We start from the raw sequence: 19,484 nt of genomic DNA on the forward strand, positions 1-19,484 counted from the left end.
CGGGCGAGGCGCTCCTCGCCCGCGTCCTGAGCCCCGACCCGCCGCCCTTCGCCCTCCTCTACCGCCCCGCCACCACCGGCGGCGACCACGTCGACGTCCTCACCGGCGACCTCACCACCCCGCCGAGCGTCGCCGGCCTCCCCCTGCCCGCCACCGCCCACGGCCCGGCCGCCGCCGACCTCCTCGCCGTCCTGCCCTACCGGCAGCTGGCCGAACGCGGCCTGGCCGCCCCCGACGACGGCACGCCCCTGCTCGCCCTCACGGTGCGGGACCAGGCCGCCGTCGGCCGGGACACTCTCCTCGCCCGCGTCCCGGACACGCCCCTCCGCCTCACCGGCGGACACTTCGACCTCGACGACGACGCCTACGCGCGGCTGGTCCGCACCCTCGTGGACGACGAGATCGCCACCGGCGCCGGCGCCAACTTCGTCCTCAAACGCCGCTTCCTCGCCGACGTCACCGACTGGTCGCCGGCCGCCGCCACCGCCTTCTTCCGCCGCCTGCTGGCCCACGAGACGGGCGTCCACTGGACGTTCCTCGTCCACACCCCCGGCCGCACCCTGGTCGGCGCGAGCCCCGAACGCCACGTCACCCTGCGCGCCGGCACCGCCGTGATGAACCCCATCAGCGGCACCTACCGCCACCCCGCCGGCGGCCCGACCCTCGCCGGCGTGCTGGACTTCCTCGCCGACCCCAAGGAGACCTACGAGCTCTACATGGTCCTCGACGAGGAACTGAAGATGATGGCGTCCGTCTGCGACGGCGGGATCCGGGTGCGCGGACCCTTCCTGAAGGAGATGGCCCGCCTCGCCCACACCGAGTACTTCATCGAGGGCCGCACCGACCGCGACGTCCGCGACATCCTGCGCGCCACCCTGTTCGCCCCGACCGTCACCGGCAGCCCGCTGGAGAGCGCCGCCCGCGTCATCAGCCGCCACGAACCCCGCGGCCGCGGCTACTACAGCGGGGTGATCGCCCTCGTCGGCCGCGACGGCCACGGCGGACGCACCCTGGACTCCGCCATCCTCATCCGCACCGCCGACATCGACGCCCGCGGCCGGCTGGCCATCGGCGTGGGCGCCACCGTCGTCCGCGACTCCGACCCGGCGAGCGAGGCGGCCGAGACCCGGGCCAAGGCCCGCGGCCTGCTGGCCGCCCCCCGCCCCGGCACCGGGCCGACGACCCTGGGCCGGCGGCCCGCCGTCCGCTCCGCCCTCGCCGCCCGGAACACCGGCCTCGCCCGTTTCTGGCTCCACGGCCCGGACCCCCTGCCCGACGGCGACGGACCCCTGGCGGGCCGCCGTGTCCTGGTGATCGACGCCGAGGACGGCTTCACCGCGATGATCGCCCACCAACTGCGCGCCGAGGGCGCCCGGGTGACCGTCCGCCGCCACGACCGGCCGCACGCCCTCACCGGTCACGACCTCGTCGTCACCGGCCCCGGGCCCGGCGACCCGCTCGACCTCGCCGACACCCGGATAGCCCGCCTGCACCACACCACCGGCCGCCTCCTCGCCGGCCGCCGGCCCTTCCTGGCCGTCTGCCTCAGCCACCAGATCCTCGGCCACCACCTGGGCCTCGCCGTCCGCCGGCGCCCCACACCGCACCAGGGCGTACGGAAGGAGATCGACCTCTTCGGCCGCCGCGTCCCCGTCGGCTTCTACAACAGCTACGCGCTCCACAGCGCCGCCGACCACCTGGACCACCCGGCCCGCGGACGCGTGGAGGTCTGCCGCGACCCGGCCACCGGCGAGGTCCACGCCCTGCGCGGCCCGCACTTCGCCGGCGTGCAGTTCCACGCCGAGTCCGTCCTCACCCGGGACGGCCCGCGCGTCCTCCGGCCGCTCCTCACCGGCCTGCTCGGCACGGCACGGCCCAGCGCGGTCGGATCCTGAACGGACGGCCGGATCCCGAGGCGCTCGCGGGCGGGATGTTGCCCCGCCGTCCGCTCGCGGGCCGCTCCGGCCGCGCCCCGGGTTCCGCGGCCGGTCACGGACGGCGCTCGGCGCACCGGGCCGCGCGGTACTCCGGGCCCCGCCGGCCCGTGCCCGGTCCATACCCGACCGGATCCCCGCCGACCCCGCCCGTCACCGGGCGGCCAGCACCACCCGACGCCCCCGCAGCCGGCCCGACTCCAGCATGCGGTGGGCTTCCGCCGTCGCGCTCAGCGGCAGTTCGACGAGCTCCCGGGGGCTCAGCCGGCCGGCGGACAGGACGGCGTTCACGCACACGGCCGCCGCCGCCAGTTCGTCCACGGTGGCGTTGGTGATGGCGAAGCCCACGACCGAGCGGTCCGCGACGTACAGCGGCCCGACGGGCAGGACCGCCCTGTCGGCCATGCCGGCCAGCAGCACCAGCCGGCCGCGCCGCGCCAGCGCCGCCACCGCGCCGGGCACGTCGTTGGCCCCCGCCGCGTCGGCGTACAGGTCGACGCCGTCCGGGCACACCCGCGCCAGGCCGCCGTCCGCCGCCTCCCGGCGGTCCAGCACCACCTCCGCCCCCAGCAGGCGGCAGCGCGCCGCGTCCTCGGCCCGGGCGACGGCCACGACCCGGGCTCCGGCCGCGGCGGCCACCGCCACCATGGCGGACCCCACGTTGCCCGCCGCGCCCACCACGGCCACCGTCCGCCCCGCCCGTAGCCCGCCGTGCGTGACCAGGCCCAGATGGGCGGTGGCGACCGGATGGGCCAGCGTGACCGCCCGGCGCGGGTCCACCCCCGCGGGCAGCGGGTAGAGCCGCTCGGCGGGCACCGCCGCCAGGGTCGCCGCCGCGCCCTGCCGGCCGCCGTGGCCCATGCTGTTGCACCACACCCGGGTGCCTGCCGGGAACCCCGCGACGCCCGGGCCGACGGCCGCCACCCGCCCCACCAGGTCGCGGCCGACCACGAACGGGAAGTCCACCGGAGTGCGCACGGCACCGGAGCGGACGAAGGTGTCCACGTGGTTGGCGGTCGTCGCCTCCACTTCCACCAGCACCTCGCCGGGGCCCGGGCGCGGCGCGGGCAGCTCGCCGAAGCGGATGGCCTCCGCGGGACCGAACTCCTCGATGTACGCGGCATCCATGCGGCCATTCTGGCCGTCCGACCCCGCCCGCCGCTCCGGTTCCCTCCCGCCTCTGTCAGCTCAGGGGAGCCCGCGAGCGGGCCGCCGTGATCAGGGTGTGCAGCACCGCCTGGGCGGTGGGGAGCCGGTTGGCGGCCTGGAGCCAGGCCAGGCAGCGGGGGCCGTCGAGCACCTCGGAGGTGATCTCCTCGCCGCGGACGGCGGGCAGGCAGTGCAGGACCACGGCGTCCCCGGGCGCGTGCGCCAGGAGCTCGTCGTCCACCCGGTACCGGGCCAGGTCCCGCCGCCGCTCGCCGGCCTCGCCGGGGCGGTCCATGGGCACCCACACCTCGGCGTAGACGGCGTGCGCGCCGCGGACCGCGTCCTCCGGCTCGGTGGTCACGGACACGGACCCGCCCGAGTGCCGCATCGCCGTACGGGCCTCGTCCAGCGCGGCGGGGTCCGTCCCGTACCCGGCCGGGTGGGCGATGGTGAGGTGCATGCCGGTGGCGGCGCAGGCGGAGAGGAAGGACGTGCAGGTGTTGCTCCCGCCGTCGCCGACGAAGGCGGCCCGCAGGCCCTTCAGCGTCCCGAAGTGCTCCTGCAGCGCGAGCAGGTCGGCGAGGGACTGACACGGGTGGTGGCTGTTGCTGAGCGCGTTGACGACCGGCACGGCGGACGCCTCGGCCATCCGCTCCACCACGCGGTGCTCGAAGGTGCGCACGGTGAGGGCGTCGAGATACGAGGACAGCACCCGCGCGGTGTCGGCGACCGTCTCGCCGTGGCCGAGCTGGAGCTCGTCCCGGTTGAGCACGACGGCGGCCATGCCGAGCCGGTGGGCGGCGGTGGCCAGCGACACCCGCGTCCGCGTGGACGGCTTCTCGAAGACGCATCCGACGGCCGCGCCCCGCAGGCTGTCCACCCAGCCCAGGGGCTCCCGCTTCATGGCCTCGGCCTGGTTCAGCAGGGCCCGCAGGACGTCCGGCTCCAGGTCGCCGACGCGCAGCAGATGGTCCGGGACCCGGCCGTCCACGGCGGGGGAGCCGGCGCCGGGCGCCGGTGACGGTCGGGTCATCGGGCGCCTCCGAGTCAGGGGTCCGCCGACGGGATCTGCCCCGAGTCTGGCCCCGGCGGACGGACCGGGCACGCCGCCCGCGCCGCGCGGGTGAACGCCCGCGCTCCCGAGGGGACGGTCAGCGGCTCCGGCGGCGCCGCCCGGCGGCGCCCCGCGAGGAACCGCCGGACCCGCGGGCCGGGGCGCCGCCCTTGCCCGAGCCCTTGCCGGTGTTCTTCGCGGTGCCCTTCCCCGCGCCCTTCCGGGGGGCGCCCGCGCCGCCCTTGCGTCCGGCGGAGCCCGCCCCGGCGGACCGGCGCTCCGCGGCGGCGGGCGGCTTGGGCCCGCGGGTGCTGTTGGCTGTACGGCCTCGGACGACGCCGATGAAGTGCTCGACGAGGTCCGTGGTCCGCTCCTCCGGCCAGGACAGGGCGACCCGGGACTGCGGGGCGTCCGTCAGCGGCCGGTAGGTGAGGTCCTTGCGGTGGTGCAGCCGGGCGAGGGACTGCGGTACGACGAGGAGGCCGATGCCGGCCGCGACCAGCTCGACGGCGTCCGCGGTGGTGGCCGGGCGCTCCAGCGCGGGCCGGCCGGGCAGCCGCTCCCAGGTCAGGGCGTCGTCCAGGGGGTGCAGCACGATGTCGTCGGCGAGGTCGGCGGTCGTCGCCTCGTCGAGCGCCGTGAGGAGGTGGTCCTTGGGGACGATCACCACGGTGGTCTCGGTGTACAGCGGGATCGCGCTGAGGTCCGTTCCGTCGACCGGGAGCCGGAGCAGCGCGGCGTCGGCGCCGCCGGCGCGGAGCACGCCGGGCGCCTCGTGCGGGGGCACCGACAGCAGGGTCAGCGGCACCTCGGGCAGGCGGTCGTTCCAGATACGCACCCATTTGTCGGGTGTCACTCCCGGGACGTAGGCGAGCCGGAACGTGGGGGAGTCTTGCGAGCCTGTCACCCGCCCAGGTTACCGGTCACGGAGCGTGCCGATCGCCCCGTACCCTTGGTCGCATGACCACGCACAAAACCTCCCAGACGATGAAGCCCGCGACCGCGGCGAAGAAGCTGGGGGTGTACCTGGAAGCCACCCCCGCCTCGTTCCGGGAGGGTGTGGTCTCCCGCCAGGAGCTGAACGCGCTCCAGGCCGACCCGCCGGAGTGGCTGCGCGACCTGCGGCGCGACGGGCCGCACCCGCGGCCGGTGGTCGCCGCGAGGCTCGGCGTCTCCATCGCGGGCCTCGCCCGGGGCGGTGTCACCGAGGCGCTCACCACGGAGCAGATCGAGGCGCTCAAGCAGGAGCGGCCCGAGTGGCTGGAGCGCGAGCGCGCCACGCAGGCCGAGGTCCGCAAGGAGGCGCAGCGCGTCAAGGAGCGGGACGCTCAGCGGGCCGCCGCCTCCTCCGCCGCACCCGCCTCCCCCTCGGGTTCCGCCGCACGGCGTTCCTGACCCTCACCCCCCCTCCGCAGGCCTACCGCAGGCCCGGCCCAGGACTCGTCCCCGGCCGGGCCTGCCGCCGTTCCGGCGGCCGTCGCCCTCGCCCCGGCCCGCGCCCCCTCGCCGGCCCCCGGGCACGTCCCGGCCCTCCTGTCGAAATCTGCCCGAATCAGCGCGTCCGCTTTGATGGCTTGTCGGCGGCTATGCCCTGACGGCGGGTCAGAAGACGGCACTTCTGTGGTGCAGGATGGCGTTTTGTGCCAGGTCTCATTGACGTCCTGGCGCATCGACGATCGCTTGGGACAGGTAGGTAGGACGACGTGACGGTTGGTCGTATCGGATCGCCGGGGGCGCGGAGCGCCGCCGGCTCACGGTCCGGGAACGGAGGGCGCCGGTGACCGGGGACTTGACGCTGCACGACGGGATCGCCGCGGGCATCGCGGTGGCCGCGGGACTGGTGGCGGCGCTCCTGCTGCGGGTGATCCTGCGGTGGCTGGCCGAGCGGGCCCTGAGGACGCGCTGGATCGGGGACGACATCATCGTCGACATCCTGCGCACCCTCGCCCCCTGCGCGGCGGTGGCGGCCGGCGTGGCGGCGGGAGCGGCGGCCCTGCCGCTCAACCGCCAGGTGGGCCACACCGTCAACCAGATCCTCGTGGCGGTGGTGATGCTCAGCGCCACGTTCACCGCGGCGCGTGTGATCAGCGGCCTGGTGCGGACGGTGACGCAGTCCCGGTCCGGCGTGGCCGGACAGGCCACGATATTCGTGAACATCACGCGTATCACGGTCCTGGCGATGGGCTTCCTGGTCATCCTGGAGACCCTCGGCATCTCCATAGCGCCGCTGCTCACCGCCCTCGGCGTGGGCGGCCTGGCCATCGCCCTGGCCATGCGGGACACGCTGGCCAACCTCTTCGCGGGCGTGCACATCCTGGTCTCCAAGACGGTGCAGCCCGGCGACTACATCCGGCTCAGCACCGGCGAGGAGGGCTACGTCGTCGACATCAACTGGCGCAACACCGTCGTCGAGCAGCTCTCCAACAACCTGATCATCATCCCGAACGCCCAGCTGGCCGGGACGAACATGACCAACTTCAGCCGGCCCGAGCAGCCGCTCACCGTCACCGTGCAGGTGGGCGTCGGCTACGACAGCGACCTGGAGCAGGTGGAGAAGGTCACCAACGAGGTCGTGGAGAGCGTGATGCGGGATGTCGAGGGGGCCGTGCCCGACCACGAGCCGGCCGTCCGCTTCCACACCTTCGGCGACTCCCGGATCGGCTTCACCGTGATCCTCGGGGTCGGCGAGTACAGCGACAAGTACCGGATCAAGCACGAGTTCATCAAGCGCCTGCACCAGCGCTACCGCGCCGAGGGCATCCGCATCCCGGCCCCCACGCGCACGGTCGCCCTGCGGGGCGGCGAGGGCGATCCGCTGATCCCGCACCCGCGCACTCCGGCCGAGGACGCGGGCGGCCGGAAGAGCTCCCGCTCCTGACGGTCCGGAGGGTCCTGACGGTCCGTCGCCCCCGGCCGCCCAGGGCGCGGCCGGGTCCCGCCGCGCGGGCGGGAGCGGGTGGGAGCGGGCGGGAAAGGGACCATTGAAGCGAGTACGACACGCGCTGTACTGTCATGGGACGGGGTTGATCGTTTCGTCGTACGTCGTGATAAACGGCGTGCAATGGGCCTGTCGGGTCATACATCCATGCGGCCGCGCCCCCGCCCTGAGCCGGAGGCGCGACCGCTTCCGCCGGGGAGGTACGGATGGCGTCGGTCGGCGTGACCGGTCGGGGGAGTGAACTGGCCCGCCTGGCCGGACTGTTCGACGGAGCCCGCGCGGGCCGTCCGGTCACCGTCCTGGTCCGGGGCGAGCCGGGGATCGGGAAGTCCGCCGTACTGGAGGCGGGGGCCGCGCTCGCCGCCGCCGCGGGGTTCCAGGTGGCGGCGGGGGACGCGCGCGGCCTGTCCGGCCGGCCGTACGCCGCCGCCGGCTACCTGCTCGACCGGCTGCCCGCCACCGGGGCCGCGCCCGGAGCGTTACCGGACCCCGCCGCCCCGCCGGCCCCCGAGCCGCCGGCCGAACTCGTGGAGCGGGCGCGGCGGCAGGCCGCCGAGGCGCCCGTGGCCCTCTGCCTGGACGACGCCTCCTGTCTGGACCCCGGGTCGCTCCGCTGGTTACTCGCCCTCTCCCGGACCATGCCCCCGGCCCGGCTGGTGATCGTGCTGGCCGCCCGGGGGCTCGCTGTTTCCCCCGGCCCGGCGCCCGAGGCCGAACTCGCCGTCGGCGCCGAATGCCTGGACCTCGCGGGCCTGCCGGCCGACGCCGTCGCCCGCTTCGCCGAGACCCGCTGCGGCGTCTCGCTCGACGCGCGGACCGCCCGTACCTGCCACGAACTGACCGGCGGAAACCCGGCATTACTGCTGGCCCTGCTCGCCGGACGCTCCGGGACCGCGCCCACCGCCGACGAACTCCGCCCCGGCACCGGCCCGTCCGCGCTCCCCGGGGCCGAGCGCTGGCTCGGCGGCCTCTCCCGCCCGGCCCTCGGCCTGGCCCGGGCCGTCGCCGTGCTCGGCGCCGACGCCGAGATCAACCAGGCCGCCCGGCTCGCCGGGCTCGACGTGGGGGCGACGCTGTCGTCCGTCGACGAACTGGTCGGCCGGGGACTGCTCGCCAACGACATCCCCCTGACGTTCCGCCACCCCCTGCTGGCCGCCATGGTCGGCGAGCGGATCCCCGCCGGCACCCGGGCCGCCCTGCACCTGCGGGCGGCGGAGCTCCTGCGCGACGGCGGTTTCGGCGCCACCCGGGTGGCCCGGCACCTGGTCGCCGCCGGCCCGCTCGGGCAGAGCTGGACCGTCGAGCCCCTGATGGCCGCCGCCCGCCGGCTGGCCGGCGAGGGACGGACGGAGGAGGCGGCCCAGCACCTCCGCGGCCTGCTGCGCGAGCGGCTGCGGCCCCGGGTGCGGTCGGCCGTCCGCTGCGAACTCGCCCGGCTCGACGGGTTCACCGACCCCGAACGCGCCATCCGGCTGCTCGACGCCGCCCGGCGCGAGGCCGAGGACCCCGGGACCGCGGCCGACTACGCCCTCGACCTCGCCGCGCTGCTGACCGGGTGCGGCAGACCCGTGGACGCGGTGGCCGTCCTCGACGACACGGCCGGCCGGATCGGAGCCGACGCGCCCGCGCATCTCCGCAGACTGCGGCTGCACCGGGCTCTCGTCCGCGCGGCCGGCCCGGCCCGGCTGTTCCCCGACCGCGAGCGGCCCGACGGCCCGCCCGCCGACACGGCGGAGTCCGCGGAGCCCCCCGAGACCTCCGACACCTTCGACGACGCCGGCACCTCCGGATCCGGCGGCCGGGCGGCCGCCCTGCGCGCCGTGCGCACCGTCCGCGCCGGCGACGACCGGACGGCCGCCGCCCGGTACGCCCGGGAGGCGCTGGCCGCCGCCGGGGAGGGCGGCCCCGCCACCGTCCTCTGGTACGGCTGCCGCGCCCTGATCCACGCCGACGAGCTGACCGAGGCCGTGACCTGGTGCGGCCGCTACCGGCCGGTCGGCGGGGCGCGGCCGGGGCGGTGGACGGACGTCGCCGTGGACCTGCTCCGCGCCACCGTCCGCCGGGTCCGGGGCGACCTGCCGGGCGTGACCGGCATCCTGGCGCCCCTGATCGAACCGCTCGCCACGGAACCGGCGGTCTCGCACGTCCTCGCCCGGCTCGCCGTCGCGGCCCTGATCGAGGCCGCCGCAACGGCCGGGGACACGGACACCGCGCGGACGCTGCTGACCCGGTGGGGGCTCGACGGGGAACAGCCGCCGCGGCAGGACACCGTGGCGGTGCTGGCCGCCCGCGCCGCGCTCCGGGCACGGACCGGCGAGGTGCCCGGCGCGGTGGACGACTGGTACGCGGCCGGCCGGGCCCTGACGGAACTCACCGTCCGCAACCCGGCGGTCCTGCCCTGGCGGTCCCGGGCGGCCCACCTGCTGGCCGCCGAGGGGCAGACCGCCGAGGCCGCCCGCCTCGCGCGGACCGAACTGGACGACGCCCGCCGCTGGGGCACGCCCCGGGCCGTGGGCACCGCCCTGCACGCCGTCGCCGTGACCGAGACCGGCCCGCGCCGGATCGACCTGCTCGACAGCGCCGTCGCCCTGCTCGGCCGCTCGCCCGCGCGGCTCGGCGCCGCGGCGGCCCGCCTCGACCTGGGACGCGCCCTCGGCGCGGCCGGCCGGACGGAGGAGGCGTGCGAGGCGTTCACGGTCGCGGCCGCCGGCGCCGAGGCGTGCGGCGCCCGGCCGCTCGCCCGGCGGATCGCGGTGGCGCGGCGGGAGACGTGCCCGGCCGAGGGACACGACACCGTCCCGCCGACCCTGACCGGCCTCACCCCGCAGGAACTGCGGATCCTCTCCCTGGCCCGTGACGGCCACACCAACCGGGAGATCGCCGGACGCCTCTTCGTCACCCTGCGGACCGTGGAGTTCCACCTCTCCGGCGCCTACCGCAAACTCGGCATCTCCGGCCGTCGTCAACTCGCCGAAGTGATGCCGGCGGAGTCCCGGACACCGGCGTGAGCGGCGACAGGCCGCCGACGCCCGCCGTCCGTTTCCGCACTGGCGTTCAACCGGAACAATAGCCCTTTCCCGCCAGACGAGTTGCCGTATACGATCCTGCGAACCGCCGAGAGGCCCTCGTCCCACGAGTGGTCGCCCGGCGGCATGAACGGACGACATCCGGCACCAGAGGGCTTTGACGTTCCTTACGGGGGCTGCGGAGCACCGGAGCGACGGGCGGACCACGCCCGTCTCGGGCGGGAACGGCCGGTCGCGCCATGGGCGCGACCGACGTGCCGGCCAGGCACCGGTACCAGCGGAAGGAGACACGAACATGAAGCGAGAACGACGAGGCGCCGTGTCCGGCCTCGCACAGCGCGCGGGAGTCGTGGGGGCGGCGGCGGTCATCGCCGTCGTCGGCGGCGTGTCCACGGCGGGAGCGGCGACTCCCGGCCCGGGCTCGGAGCGGGTCCTCGCCAAGACCGAGTACACGTTCCACCCGGCGGGCCAGGACAAGGCCGTCGCCGCCTCGCGACGGGTCATCCGTTGCGAGATGGTCTTCGTCGGAGCCAACCACGGCGCGCCGCACCACTCCGGTCACGTGCCGGGCACGGTCAACGTCCGGGTCCGCGTGACCTGCACCCAGCCGGTGCGGCTGATCAAGGGGAAGGTCGGCCTCTTCAGCAACCACGGCTCGAAGATCAAGGAATACGGCAGCACCGGCCGGGCCGCGGCCAAGGGCAACGCGGCGCTCGTCTGCCGGTCCGGCTACTACCAGGGCGAGTCGGCCGCCAAGATCGTCGCGCCCGTCGGCTACAACCCGCCCACCGCGAACATGGCGGCCAGGACCGCCAAGGTGCACCTGACGAAGTGCCGCTGACGAAGCGCTGACACCGGGCGGCCGACGCCCGGTGTCAGCGATTGACCTCGTCGCTGTCCGCCCACACCGGGTCGGTCACCTCGACCCGGAGGGCCTCCAGGCGCTCGTCCGCCAGCACGTCGGCGACGAGCGCCGCCGAGCCGCCGAGGTAGGTGGAGTCGAGGTCGGTGTCCGTCGCGACACACCAGGCCCGGTCGTCGGGCCAGAACAGGTTGGGCGACTGCGGGAAGAGGGACACCGCCAGTTCTCCCGCGGCGTCGAGCGGGCCCTCGAGCAGGAGATAGTCGCGCTTCGGCAGCTCCACTCGGGGGCCGTCGACGAGGCCCGCCGGGAACTCCGGGGGGAGCGGGCCCGGTTCCGGCGGCCCGTCGCCCTCCTCCGGCGTGAAGGACACCGTCGCGCGGCCGTCCGCCGTGGACTCGTACCCGTCCCCGACGCAGAACCAGCAGCGGTCGCCCGCCGCGGTGTGCCGGGCCAGGACGCCACACAGCGCCGCCAGCGTGGCGGGAGGCAGCGAGCCCGGCTCGGGGTCCTCTTCCCAGGGCCGCGCCGCCCGCACCGGCGACGCGGGGGTGGCGAGTGCCCGGAACTGCGCCCGGGGATGCACCGTCCTGCCCGCCCACGCGGCCACCTCCGCCCAGGTCACCGGGGTGTCGTCGGCCGCCGACGCGGGGTGGAGGATCCGCGCGTACGCCGCGAATCCCCGCGGCACCAGGCCGCCCACCCCGGAGCCGAACGGCCCGACCCCCGCGACCACCCAGTCGGCCGCCGTCACTTCCCCGACCGGCCGCAGCCGTGAACGTCGAGACATGGTCCGCACCTCCCGCAACCGTCGCCCCGGCCGGAATCGAAGCCGTCACGCGCACCGGCCCGGCTCCCGACGTTCCGTCGGCCAACCGCCGGAGTCCGCACCGAGCTTAGCGCGACCGGCCGAACCGGCACCCGGCTTCCGAAGGTCCGCCGAGGGACGCCACCCGGCGACGGCCCCCGTCATCCCGGCTGCCCGGCCGCCGCTTCACCCGCCCGTCCCCACTCGGCGGCCAGCCGGCGCCACTCCGGGGTACCGCCCGGCGTCGCGGGCAGGACGTGGCGGCGGAAGAGACCGGCGGCCGTGACGCCGTGGACCGCCTCCACCGTGGAGGCCGCCAGATGGCACAGGAGGGCGCGGTCGGCGGGGCCGAGCCCGAGGCGGTTGAGGTGGACGTAGAGGTAGTTGACCATCAGGCGGAAGGACGCGAACCAGGGGTCCGTCCAGAGGAAGTCCTCCTGCCCGTGGCCGGATCGGAGCAGCCGGTGGAAGCCGCTCACCTGCCGGGCCGGCGGCCTCGGCGCCAGGCCGGCGCCGCGCAGCGACACCGCGCCGGACGCCAGCTGCGGGTAGGCGATCCGCTGCCGGCGGCGGACGGCGTCGGCCCACTCGGCGACGAACGGCACGTCGTCCCGGCGTCCGTCCACGGCCTCCTGTACCGCCCGCAGCCGCGCGCACAGGGCGTCGGACCGGCGCCGGAAGCGGGCGTCGAACGCGGCCCGCAGCGCCGCCGGATCGCGGGTACGGGAGAGGAACGCGTCGGCGTGCGAGCGCAGCGAGAGGAAGCCGCGCACGATCGGCGGACCGCCCTCCTCGAACGGGACGGCCGCCACCGACGCGGTGGTCCACATCAGGTCCAGGGCCAGGGCGGCCGTCGACCCGCCCGCCGCCCGGTGCTCGTACATCCGGAACGCCAGGCCGTTGGTGTCGGAGAGGAACCCGGCCAGCAGCTCACTGGCGCGCGGGGAGCCCAGGACCGGCAGCCGGTGGTCGTAGGGGCACTCCAGCACGGTGTTGTCGGGGACCCAGGGGTGCCGGGGCCCGGTCTCCATCTCCAGTTCCGCCAGACGCTCGTGCACGGGGGCCAGCTCCGCCTCGTCCAGCCGTACGGCGGACGGCCGGACGCGCAGATATTCCTCGACGGTCTCCGTCACCGCCGGCCGGATCCTCGTCTCCCACACCGGGCCGGGCGCGCGGAAGTTGAGGCGCAGGTGCGGGCCGCGCAGCCAGTGCCGGCCGAACCAGGCACCCCGGGTCCACGGCCGGACGGCCTCGAACGCGGGGCGGACGGCGTCCAGGACGAGGGCGGGCTCGGCGTCCGCGTCGTGGTGGTGGACGTGGAGGCTGTGCCACCGGGGCGCCGGCCGGCTCACGGCGTGGCCAGGGCTTCGGGGAGCTCGGCGAGCACCCGGCCCACCAGGAAGCGCACCTGGTTCTCCTGCCACAGGGTCAGCCCCAGCCGGTTGTTGACCAGGTGCGCGCAGCGCAGCAGGACCAGGCTGGTGGACGGGTGCCGGGTGGCGGCCAGGTCGAGGGGGACGGCCAGCGGGGAGCCCGCCCAGTCGGTGGTGAAGACGCCCGCGTCCTCCAGCCCGTGCAACGCGTCCCGCAGCGTGCGCACCGACTCCAGCCAGTACGTCCGCTGGTCCGGCCGGGCGGCTGTGCTCTCGGCGTGCTCGGCTTTCTCGGCGACCCGCCAGGTGCGCAGCGCCCGCTCCCGCAGCGCCTCCCGCTGGGCCAGGTACCGGGGTTCGAGGTCCTCGGCCTCGGGGCCGCTGCCGAAGGGCAGCGGCGGGCCCCCGGCCCGCGCCCACCGGCCGCGGATCTCGTCGCACAGCGCGAACACCCCGACCACCAGGTCGAACGCCAGCAGCGCGCGCTGCTCGACGGTCGTGCCGGCCGCCACCACCGAGAAGGCCAGCTCGCTGGACTCGGCGAAGTGCCGCTCCACGGCGGCGATCGCGGGACCGTGCCCGTAGTCCTCGTGCTCGCGCTCGTACGGCAGGAACTCCACGGTGTTGTTGGGCCGCACCGCCGTGTCGTGGCCCGGACGGCCCTCCAGGCCCGCCAGTTCGGCGGCCACCCCCTCGAAGCGGGAGCGGTCCACCACGTCGGGGGCCGGGTGGCGCGCCAGATGGGCGCGGATCCGTTCGCCGGCCAGCCGCTCGACCTCGGGCCGGTCGGCCCGGCGGGCGGGCAGCAGGCGCAGCCGTACGTGCGGCCCGCCCTCCCAGTAGCGCAGGAAGAACGACCGCCGCACCAGCCCGGCGCGGGCCAGCTCGTCGGCCAGCGGCCGGATACAGCCGGTCAGCAGCCCGTCTTGGTCGGTGTCGTAGAAGACGTGGGCGGCCACCCAGTCCGCGCCCGCGGCGTCCTCGGGCGACAGCGGTTCGTCAGCGGTCGGCATGCCGGTCTCCATTGATCTCGATGAGGTATTCGGTCACCCGGGGCGCGCCGTCGCCGAGGTCCGGCAGGCCGGACGCGTCGGGCAGCGCCTCCTGGAGGAACAGCACGTGGTCCGGCTCGGCGAGCATCCGCTCGAACAGGCCGACCAACAGGAGGTTGGCGAAGTCCACGGCCAGTGGTTTGCGGTCCTTGACCCGCCACACGCTGCCGTCCGCCACCGCGCCCGGGTCCAGGGCCCGGACGAAGCAGCGCCGCGGCATGCCGTGCCCGCGCAGCCAGCCGGCCAGGCGCGTGAGGTACGCCGCGTCGCCCTCGCCCGGCCGCCGCACCGGCACGGCGCCGGCGGGGAACACCCACTGGCGGCGGCTGACCACCGTCCGCCCGACCACCACCCGAGGCTCCGTCCGCAACTCCCGCACCAGCGACGGCGAGGTGTCGCCGAAGATCCGCCGGCCGGGGATCAGCAGGTTGGACGTCGCGCCGAACACCTGCATGAGCAGCCGGAGGGCCGGCGGCAGCCACATCTCGGCGATGAGGTTGGGGTGGACGGGCCGCACCTCGGCGCCGCGGGCCCGGGACCACAGGACGAGCAGGCCCGCCTCCGGGTCGTGCCGCACCTCCAGGTCGCTCAACGGGATCCGGTGCTCTTCCGGGCGCCGGCTCCAGCCGCCGGGGACGTCGATCTCGTCGGCCACCGCCGAGCACCGCAGCCCCACGTTGCTGCCGTAGTGCCGGCAGGTGTCCGCGACGATCACTCCGTCGGGCGGCGGCGCGGTGTCCGCGTCGGCGGCGGCCCCGGCCTGGGCGAGCAGCCGGCGGATCCGGTCCCGGCCGCGGCCGTGCCCGGAGTTGACGGCGTTGAGGACGAAGCCGGGCTCCGCCGGGTCGCCGAGCGGCTGGCCGTAGTACGTCACGGAGTCCGGCGGACGCAGCCAGGAGGGCCAGCCGTCGGCACGCGCGGCGAGCGGGCCCGGGGCCGGCCGCAGGACGCCGTCCGCGTCGGGCCGCCCGTCCAGCACCTCCGCGCACAACTCCGCCCGCAGCCGGACGAGTTCCCTGATCCTCGGCAGCCGGTGGCCGGCCAGCGCCCGGTAGCCGTGCGTGGTGACCGACAGCACGTCCAGCAGGCCGGGGTCCTCGCGCACCCAGCCCTGCACCGTCCGGTGGAAGGCCGGGAAGGGCAGCGCGGCTCCCGGCCCGACGCGCTCGGCGAAGAGGTCGGCCAGGGCGACGCGGCCGGGCTGGGCGGGGTCGAGGACGCCGTGCAGCCGGCGCACGACGTCCAGGTCCCGGAGCACCGGCTCCCAGGCCCGGCGGTCCAGGGCGGTGGACGGGGGGACCAGCAGGGCGTTCTCGACCATGCTGTTCTTGGCGGGCAGCGCCACCCCTTCGGCGCCGACGAGGCCCGCGACGCGGCGCAGCGCGGCCTCGACGTCCCGGACGCACGCGAGCCGGTCCTCCGGATCGGCGAGCCCGGGGTACGCGGCCACCCGTTCGACGAGGGCGACGAGTTCGGCCTCCAGGCCGGCGAGCGCGGGGCCGGCGCCGGCCACCCAGGCGCGGAGCGCCCCCAGCGGGTCGGGATCCTGATCCGGGAACGGCCGTTCGGCCTCCAGCAGACCGAGGTCGACCAGCCGGTCCAGATAGGCGGTGGCGGCCTCCCGGGTGCCGCCGGTCAGCTCCGCGACCCGGCGCGCGGCCTCGGCCCGCGTCCGCCCGCCGGCCACGGCGTCCACGCACGCCAGGACCGGCGGCGAGGCGGCCAGGCCGCGCAGCGGCTCGTCGGGGCCGGGGCCCAGGAACTCCCACCGGTCGCCGGTGCGCAGGGCGGCCGGGCTGAGCCGCAGCCGGATCCCCGGCGCCAGGGCGGGATGCCGGGAGAGCTCCCGGACGAACTGCTGCACCACCCAGACGTTGAGTTCCGCCACGGTCCGGACCACCGGCCGGGCCGGTTCCGTGACCGGCCCGTCCCGCCACGTCCCCAGCCCGCTGACGGTGAAGGTGCTGAAGGGGGTGGTCTTCAGGGTGATGCGGGAGAGGTACTTCGTCAGCCGGAGCGCCAGCCGGCGGTCCGGGACCGTCTCCTCGGGCCGGGACAGCCACCGGCACAGCTCGGCGTGGAGATCCGGGCTGCTCAGCACCAGCCCGTGCCGGAACGCCGGATCGCACACGGCCTTCCGGAGCGCGGTGTGCCGGGTGCGGGCGTGGTGCTCCACCAGCTCGGCGAGGCGCGCCCGGTCCCGCCCGAGCTCCTCGCGGAGCCGCAGCAGGGCGTGGACGCCCTCGATGACGGCGGCGGGCAACAGAGCACGGACGGAGTCGTTCCAGATCCGGTCGGTGAGCGGTTTGCGGTTGTGCAGGGCGCGGCGCAGGGCGACCAGCGCCGGCCGGCCCTCCGCCGTCCGCCCGATCACCTCGAACAGCGCGTCCGACAGCTCCGCCGCCCGCGCGGTCAGCCGCTCGTCGCCGTCGAGCACCGCGTCGACCCCCCGCCACAGCGCGGGCGAACGCATCTCGTCCAGCGCCGCCACGGGAAGCCCGCCGACCCGCACGCCGAAGGTGTCCGGGGTCGAGAAGTCCTGGTCCATGGTCACCTCCGGGTGTCAGGGGAAGGGGTGGGGGTGCGGGTTGACGTCGGCGGCGTCCAGTGGTCCGGCGCGGTGGCCGAGCCGGGCCGGCAGGTCCCGCAGCCGGGGCAGACCGTGGGTGCGCCGCATCCGGTGCCCGAAGGTCATCGGCAGCAGCCCCGGGACGATCACCTTGGCGCAGGCGAAGCCGCCCGCCCGGTGCTCGTCCGTGGTCTGGTCCACCACCACGACGTCCAGGCCGGCACCGGTGAACCGGGCCACCACCTCGGCCAGGTCGTCGCGGAGGTCAGCCCCGCGCGGCCGGCGGCCGGCCCGCGCGAACGCCTCCCCGACCGGGAGCGCCGGCTTCTCGCCGAACAGGAAACCGAAGCGGTCGAAGGCGGCCGGATGGCAGTAGAGCAGCGCGTGGTCGCGCATCTCCCGCACCAGCTCCGGGTCGTCGACCATCGCGGCGATCCGCGCCGTCTCCTCGCGCCACGCCACCCGGTTCCAGCCGAGGTTCGCGGTGAGCTCCAGCAGGCCGTTGAGGAGCGCCCGTTCGGGGTCGAAGTGGGCGCCCGCCGCGCAGACCGCCGCCGGTTCCCGGCCGGGCCGCGGGTGCACGGCCATCACCCAGACCGTGGGGATGCCGTGCTCCGGGGTGGTGGCGAACGCGACGACTTCGTGGCCGCCGTCCTGCCGGATCCGCTCGGCCAGCACCGGAATGCGCCGGTCCGCGACCGTGCCCAGGTCGATCCGGGGCACCGGCAGCCGCGCGTACCAGGTGAGCAGGAACGCGTCCCGCTCCGCCAGCTCCACCAGCCCGTGCAGCGCCGCCTCCTCCAGACAGCCGCCCAGTGCGCAGCCGTTGGACACCTCGTACGCCAGCGGCCGGGCGTGCGGGCCGTCGTGCCGGGTCCGGTAGTAGGCGTAGCCCTCCGGGACCAGGACGGGCGCGTCGCGGGCGAAGGAGTGGCCCCACACCCAGGACAGTTCCAGGCCGGGGTCGAACGGCGGGTAGGGGAAGCCGGGTTCCGCGTACCGCTCCGGCGGGTACAGGCCGAGGTCCGGCGGGTAAAGCGCCTGCCCGGCCACTTCGCGGTAGGGCGCCCGCACGGTCGGCCGCCGGCCGCCGGGGCGGGCGCCGCCGAGCCGCTCCAGGGCCTCCGCCAGGGCGGTGCGCGCGCAGGACGCGTAGTCCAGGTCGCGGCCGAAGCCGGCCTCCTGCTCGCCGCCCGGCAGGTGGAGGGGGGCCGACACCATCGGGTACGGGTAGTCGGTGCGCACGTCGAGCTGGCGCACCACGCCGGTGCGGCCGTCCACGTACGCGTCCTGGAGGGCGTCCCAGCCGGCCGCGAGGTCGCGGGTCCGGTGGACGTCCGGCGCCGGCTTGGGGCGCGGCACGTCCATGAGGACGGGCGGCCGGTCCGGGGGCAGCCCACCGCACGACGGGCAGTCGGGCACGGGCAGGAAGGGGTGGACGCCGGCCGTCAGGTCGGGCAGGGCCAGCATGAGCACGGCCCGGTCGGTCAGCCGGCGTGCGCCGGCGGCGAGTTCGTGGGTGACGAGGGCGGCCACCGTGTCCCGGGCCCACGCGGGCAGCAGCGGCACGGCCCGGTCGGCCAGCCGGTCGCCGTGGCGGCGCACCAGCTCGGCCCGGGGGCTGTCCGGCCCGAGGGCGCGGGTCCGCCGGGTCCGGGCGCACCGCGCGCAGCCGGGGCGGCCGGGCACGACGTACGGCCCGATCACCACCGTTCCGAGCTCGACCCGCACGGGCAGCCACGGGACACCCGGAACCTCCGGTTCGGTCGCCGGGTTCCAGCCGTCGTCCACGGTGACCACCGCGGAGCGGCCGTCGTGGGTCCCGGCGGCCGGCAGGCCGGCCCGGTCGAGGGAAGCGCGGACGGCGGTGGCGAGCAGGCCCTTGCCCAGCACGGTGACACCCGCCCCGAGGGGCGCGTCCGGAGCGGCGTCGGTCACGGTCTCGTTCCTCGCTGGTGGTCGGTGACGCCGTGTCCGGCGGGCGACGAGCCCGCCGGACACGGCAGATGCGGCCGCTTCAGCAGCAGCAACAGGAGCAGCAGCTCGCGGGCGTACCGCGCGAGGTGCAGTTGGACGCGCCGATTTCGACCATGGCGTGGCCGACATTGATCGACTCCAGGCCGGCGCCCGGAGACGTCGGCAGCACGTCGAGCTCCTCGACGCTCAGGTCGCCGAGGTCCAGCTCGAGCTTCGCTTCCATGGGGTCCTCCTCTCGGTGGTGCTGTGCGACGGACGGCTCCGGCGGGGGCCGGAACCGCTGCCGATCCTGGGCCCCGGGTCCGGCCGCGGGCTCTACGGGCCGACCGCAGGACGGCCCGTAGGTTCCGACCGGGCCCCCACCCTGGGGTGGAGCGTCCTACCAGGTCAGCGGGGGTTCGTACTGTGCGGAGGGCCGACGGCGGCCGAGGACGAGGACGAAGACGGGCACCCGCTCCGGGCCCACGCCGAGCAACTCGCGCACCATCCCGTCGTGGTAACCGTTGGTCACCCGGGCGGACACCCCCTCCGCCGCGGCCAGCACGCTGATCCGCTGCGCCACCAGCCCCGCCTCCTGGTGCAGGATCCGGTAGCCGCGCGGACCGAAGAGCCGGTCGCCCGCCTCCCGGTCCACCGTGAGGAAGACGAGCGCGTTGGCCTTGGCCGTGTTCACCGACGGGGTCCGGTCGCAGACCATCGCCACCACGGCCGAGCCGTCGGGGCGGGGGAGGGGGAGTCCGCC

General features: G+C 76.2%; 15 protein-coding genes. 5 read left to right on the plus strand and 10 right to left on the minus strand.

Going from position 1 to position 19,484, the window contains the following annotated elements:
- Positions 1-1,895 (plus strand): anthranilate synthase family protein (locus ACSNOK_RS16365; protein WP_436781411.1); only part of this gene is annotated, 1,895 nt, incomplete at its 5' end.
- A 192-nt stretch (positions 1,896-2,087) separates the two neighbouring features.
- Here the strand turns inward: ACSNOK_RS16365 and ACSNOK_RS16370 are convergent.
- The 3 genes from ACSNOK_RS16370 to ACSNOK_RS16380 form a co-directional block, all read right to left on the minus strand.
- Entirely contained in the window at positions 2,088-3,062 is a 975-nt protein-coding gene (locus ACSNOK_RS16370; RefSeq protein WP_436781412.1) for a zinc-binding dehydrogenase, read from the minus strand.
- Between the two features lie 55 nt (positions 3,063-3,117).
- Positions 3,118-4,116, minus strand: a complete 999-nt coding sequence (gene argF / locus ACSNOK_RS16375; protein WP_436781413.1) for an ornithine carbamoyltransferase — start codon at positions 4,114-4,116, stop codon at positions 3,118-3,120.
- 118 nt (positions 4,117-4,234) lie between these two features.
- Positions 4,235-5,044, minus strand: coding sequence for a LysR family substrate-binding domain-containing protein (locus tag ACSNOK_RS16380; RefSeq protein WP_436781414.1), 810 nt, complete (start codon positions 5,042-5,044; stop codon positions 4,235-4,237).
- Between the two features lie 53 nt (positions 5,045-5,097).
- Here ACSNOK_RS16380 and ACSNOK_RS16385 point away from each other — a divergent pair, with 53 nt between their 5' ends.
- The 4 genes from ACSNOK_RS16385 to ACSNOK_RS16400 all read left to right on the plus strand — a co-directional run bounded on the left by ACSNOK_RS16385 (position 5,098) and on the right by ACSNOK_RS16400 (position 10,942).
- Positions 5,098-5,532, plus strand: a complete 435-nt coding sequence (locus tag ACSNOK_RS16385; RefSeq protein WP_436781415.1) for a DUF5997 family protein — start codon at positions 5,098-5,100, stop codon at positions 5,530-5,532.
- A gap of 382 nt (positions 5,533-5,914) precedes the next feature.
- Positions 5,915-7,015, plus strand: a complete 1,101-nt coding sequence (locus tag ACSNOK_RS16390) for a mechanosensitive ion channel family protein (protein ID WP_436781416.1) — start codon at positions 5,915-5,917, stop codon at positions 7,013-7,015.
- 266 nt (positions 7,016-7,281) lie between these two features.
- The gene (locus ACSNOK_RS16395) at positions 7,282-10,083 is read left to right on the plus strand and encodes an AAA family ATPase (RefSeq protein ID WP_436781417.1); all 2,802 of its coding nucleotides are present in this window, start codon (positions 7,282-7,284) and stop codon (positions 10,081-10,083) included.
- A gap of 313 nt (positions 10,084-10,396) precedes the next feature.
- Entirely contained in the window at positions 10,397-10,942 is a 546-nt protein-coding gene (locus ACSNOK_RS16400; protein ID WP_436781418.1) for a hypothetical protein, read from the plus strand.
- Positions 10,943-10,976: 34 nt separating this feature from the next.
- On the opposite strand, the gene ACSNOK_RS16405 is transcribed toward ACSNOK_RS16400, so the two are convergent.
- The 7 genes from ACSNOK_RS16405 to ACSNOK_RS16435 form a co-directional block, all read right to left on the minus strand.
- A complete protein-coding gene (locus tag ACSNOK_RS16405) occupies positions 10,977-11,753 on the minus strand; it encodes a hypothetical protein (RefSeq protein ID WP_436781419.1) in 777 nt (258 codons plus the stop codon).
- Between the two features lie 179 nt (positions 11,754-11,932).
- Entirely contained in the window at positions 11,933-13,123 is a 1,191-nt protein-coding gene (locus ACSNOK_RS16410) for a thiopeptide maturation pyridine synthase (protein ID WP_436781420.1), read from the minus strand.
- Positions 13,120-14,157 (minus strand): lantibiotic dehydratase C-terminal domain-containing protein, encoded by a 1,038-nt coding sequence (locus ACSNOK_RS16415; protein ID WP_436781421.1) that lies wholly within the window; start codon positions 14,155-14,157, stop codon positions 13,120-13,122. Before ACSNOK_RS16415 ends, ACSNOK_RS16410 begins: the two co-directional genes overlap by 4 nt.
- Positions 14,144-16,744 (minus strand): lantibiotic dehydratase, encoded by a 2,601-nt coding sequence (locus ACSNOK_RS16420; RefSeq protein ID WP_436781422.1) that lies wholly within the window; start codon positions 16,742-16,744, stop codon positions 14,144-14,146. Before ACSNOK_RS16420 ends, ACSNOK_RS16415 begins: the two co-directional genes overlap by 14 nt.
- A 15-nt stretch (positions 16,745-16,759) precedes the next feature.
- Positions 16,760-18,703 (minus strand): TOMM precursor leader peptide-binding protein, encoded by a 1,944-nt coding sequence (locus tag ACSNOK_RS16425; protein WP_436781423.1) that lies wholly within the window; start codon positions 18,701-18,703, stop codon positions 16,760-16,762.
- Between the two features lie 79 nt (positions 18,704-18,782).
- On the minus strand, positions 18,783-18,965 hold the full coding sequence (locus ACSNOK_RS16430; protein WP_004943468.1) for a hypothetical protein: 183 nt from the start codon (positions 18,963-18,965) through the stop codon (positions 18,783-18,785).
- Between the two features lie 156 nt (positions 18,966-19,121).
- Positions 19,122-19,484: nitroreductase family protein (locus tag ACSNOK_RS16435; protein WP_436781424.1), on the minus strand; the 363-nt coding region annotated here is incomplete at its 5' end.

Source organism: Streptomyces sp. URMC 126 (genome assembly GCF_051386555.1).
In the GTDB taxonomy this organism is placed as follows: domain Bacteria; phylum Actinomycetota; class Actinomycetes; order Streptomycetales; family Streptomycetaceae; genus Streptomyces.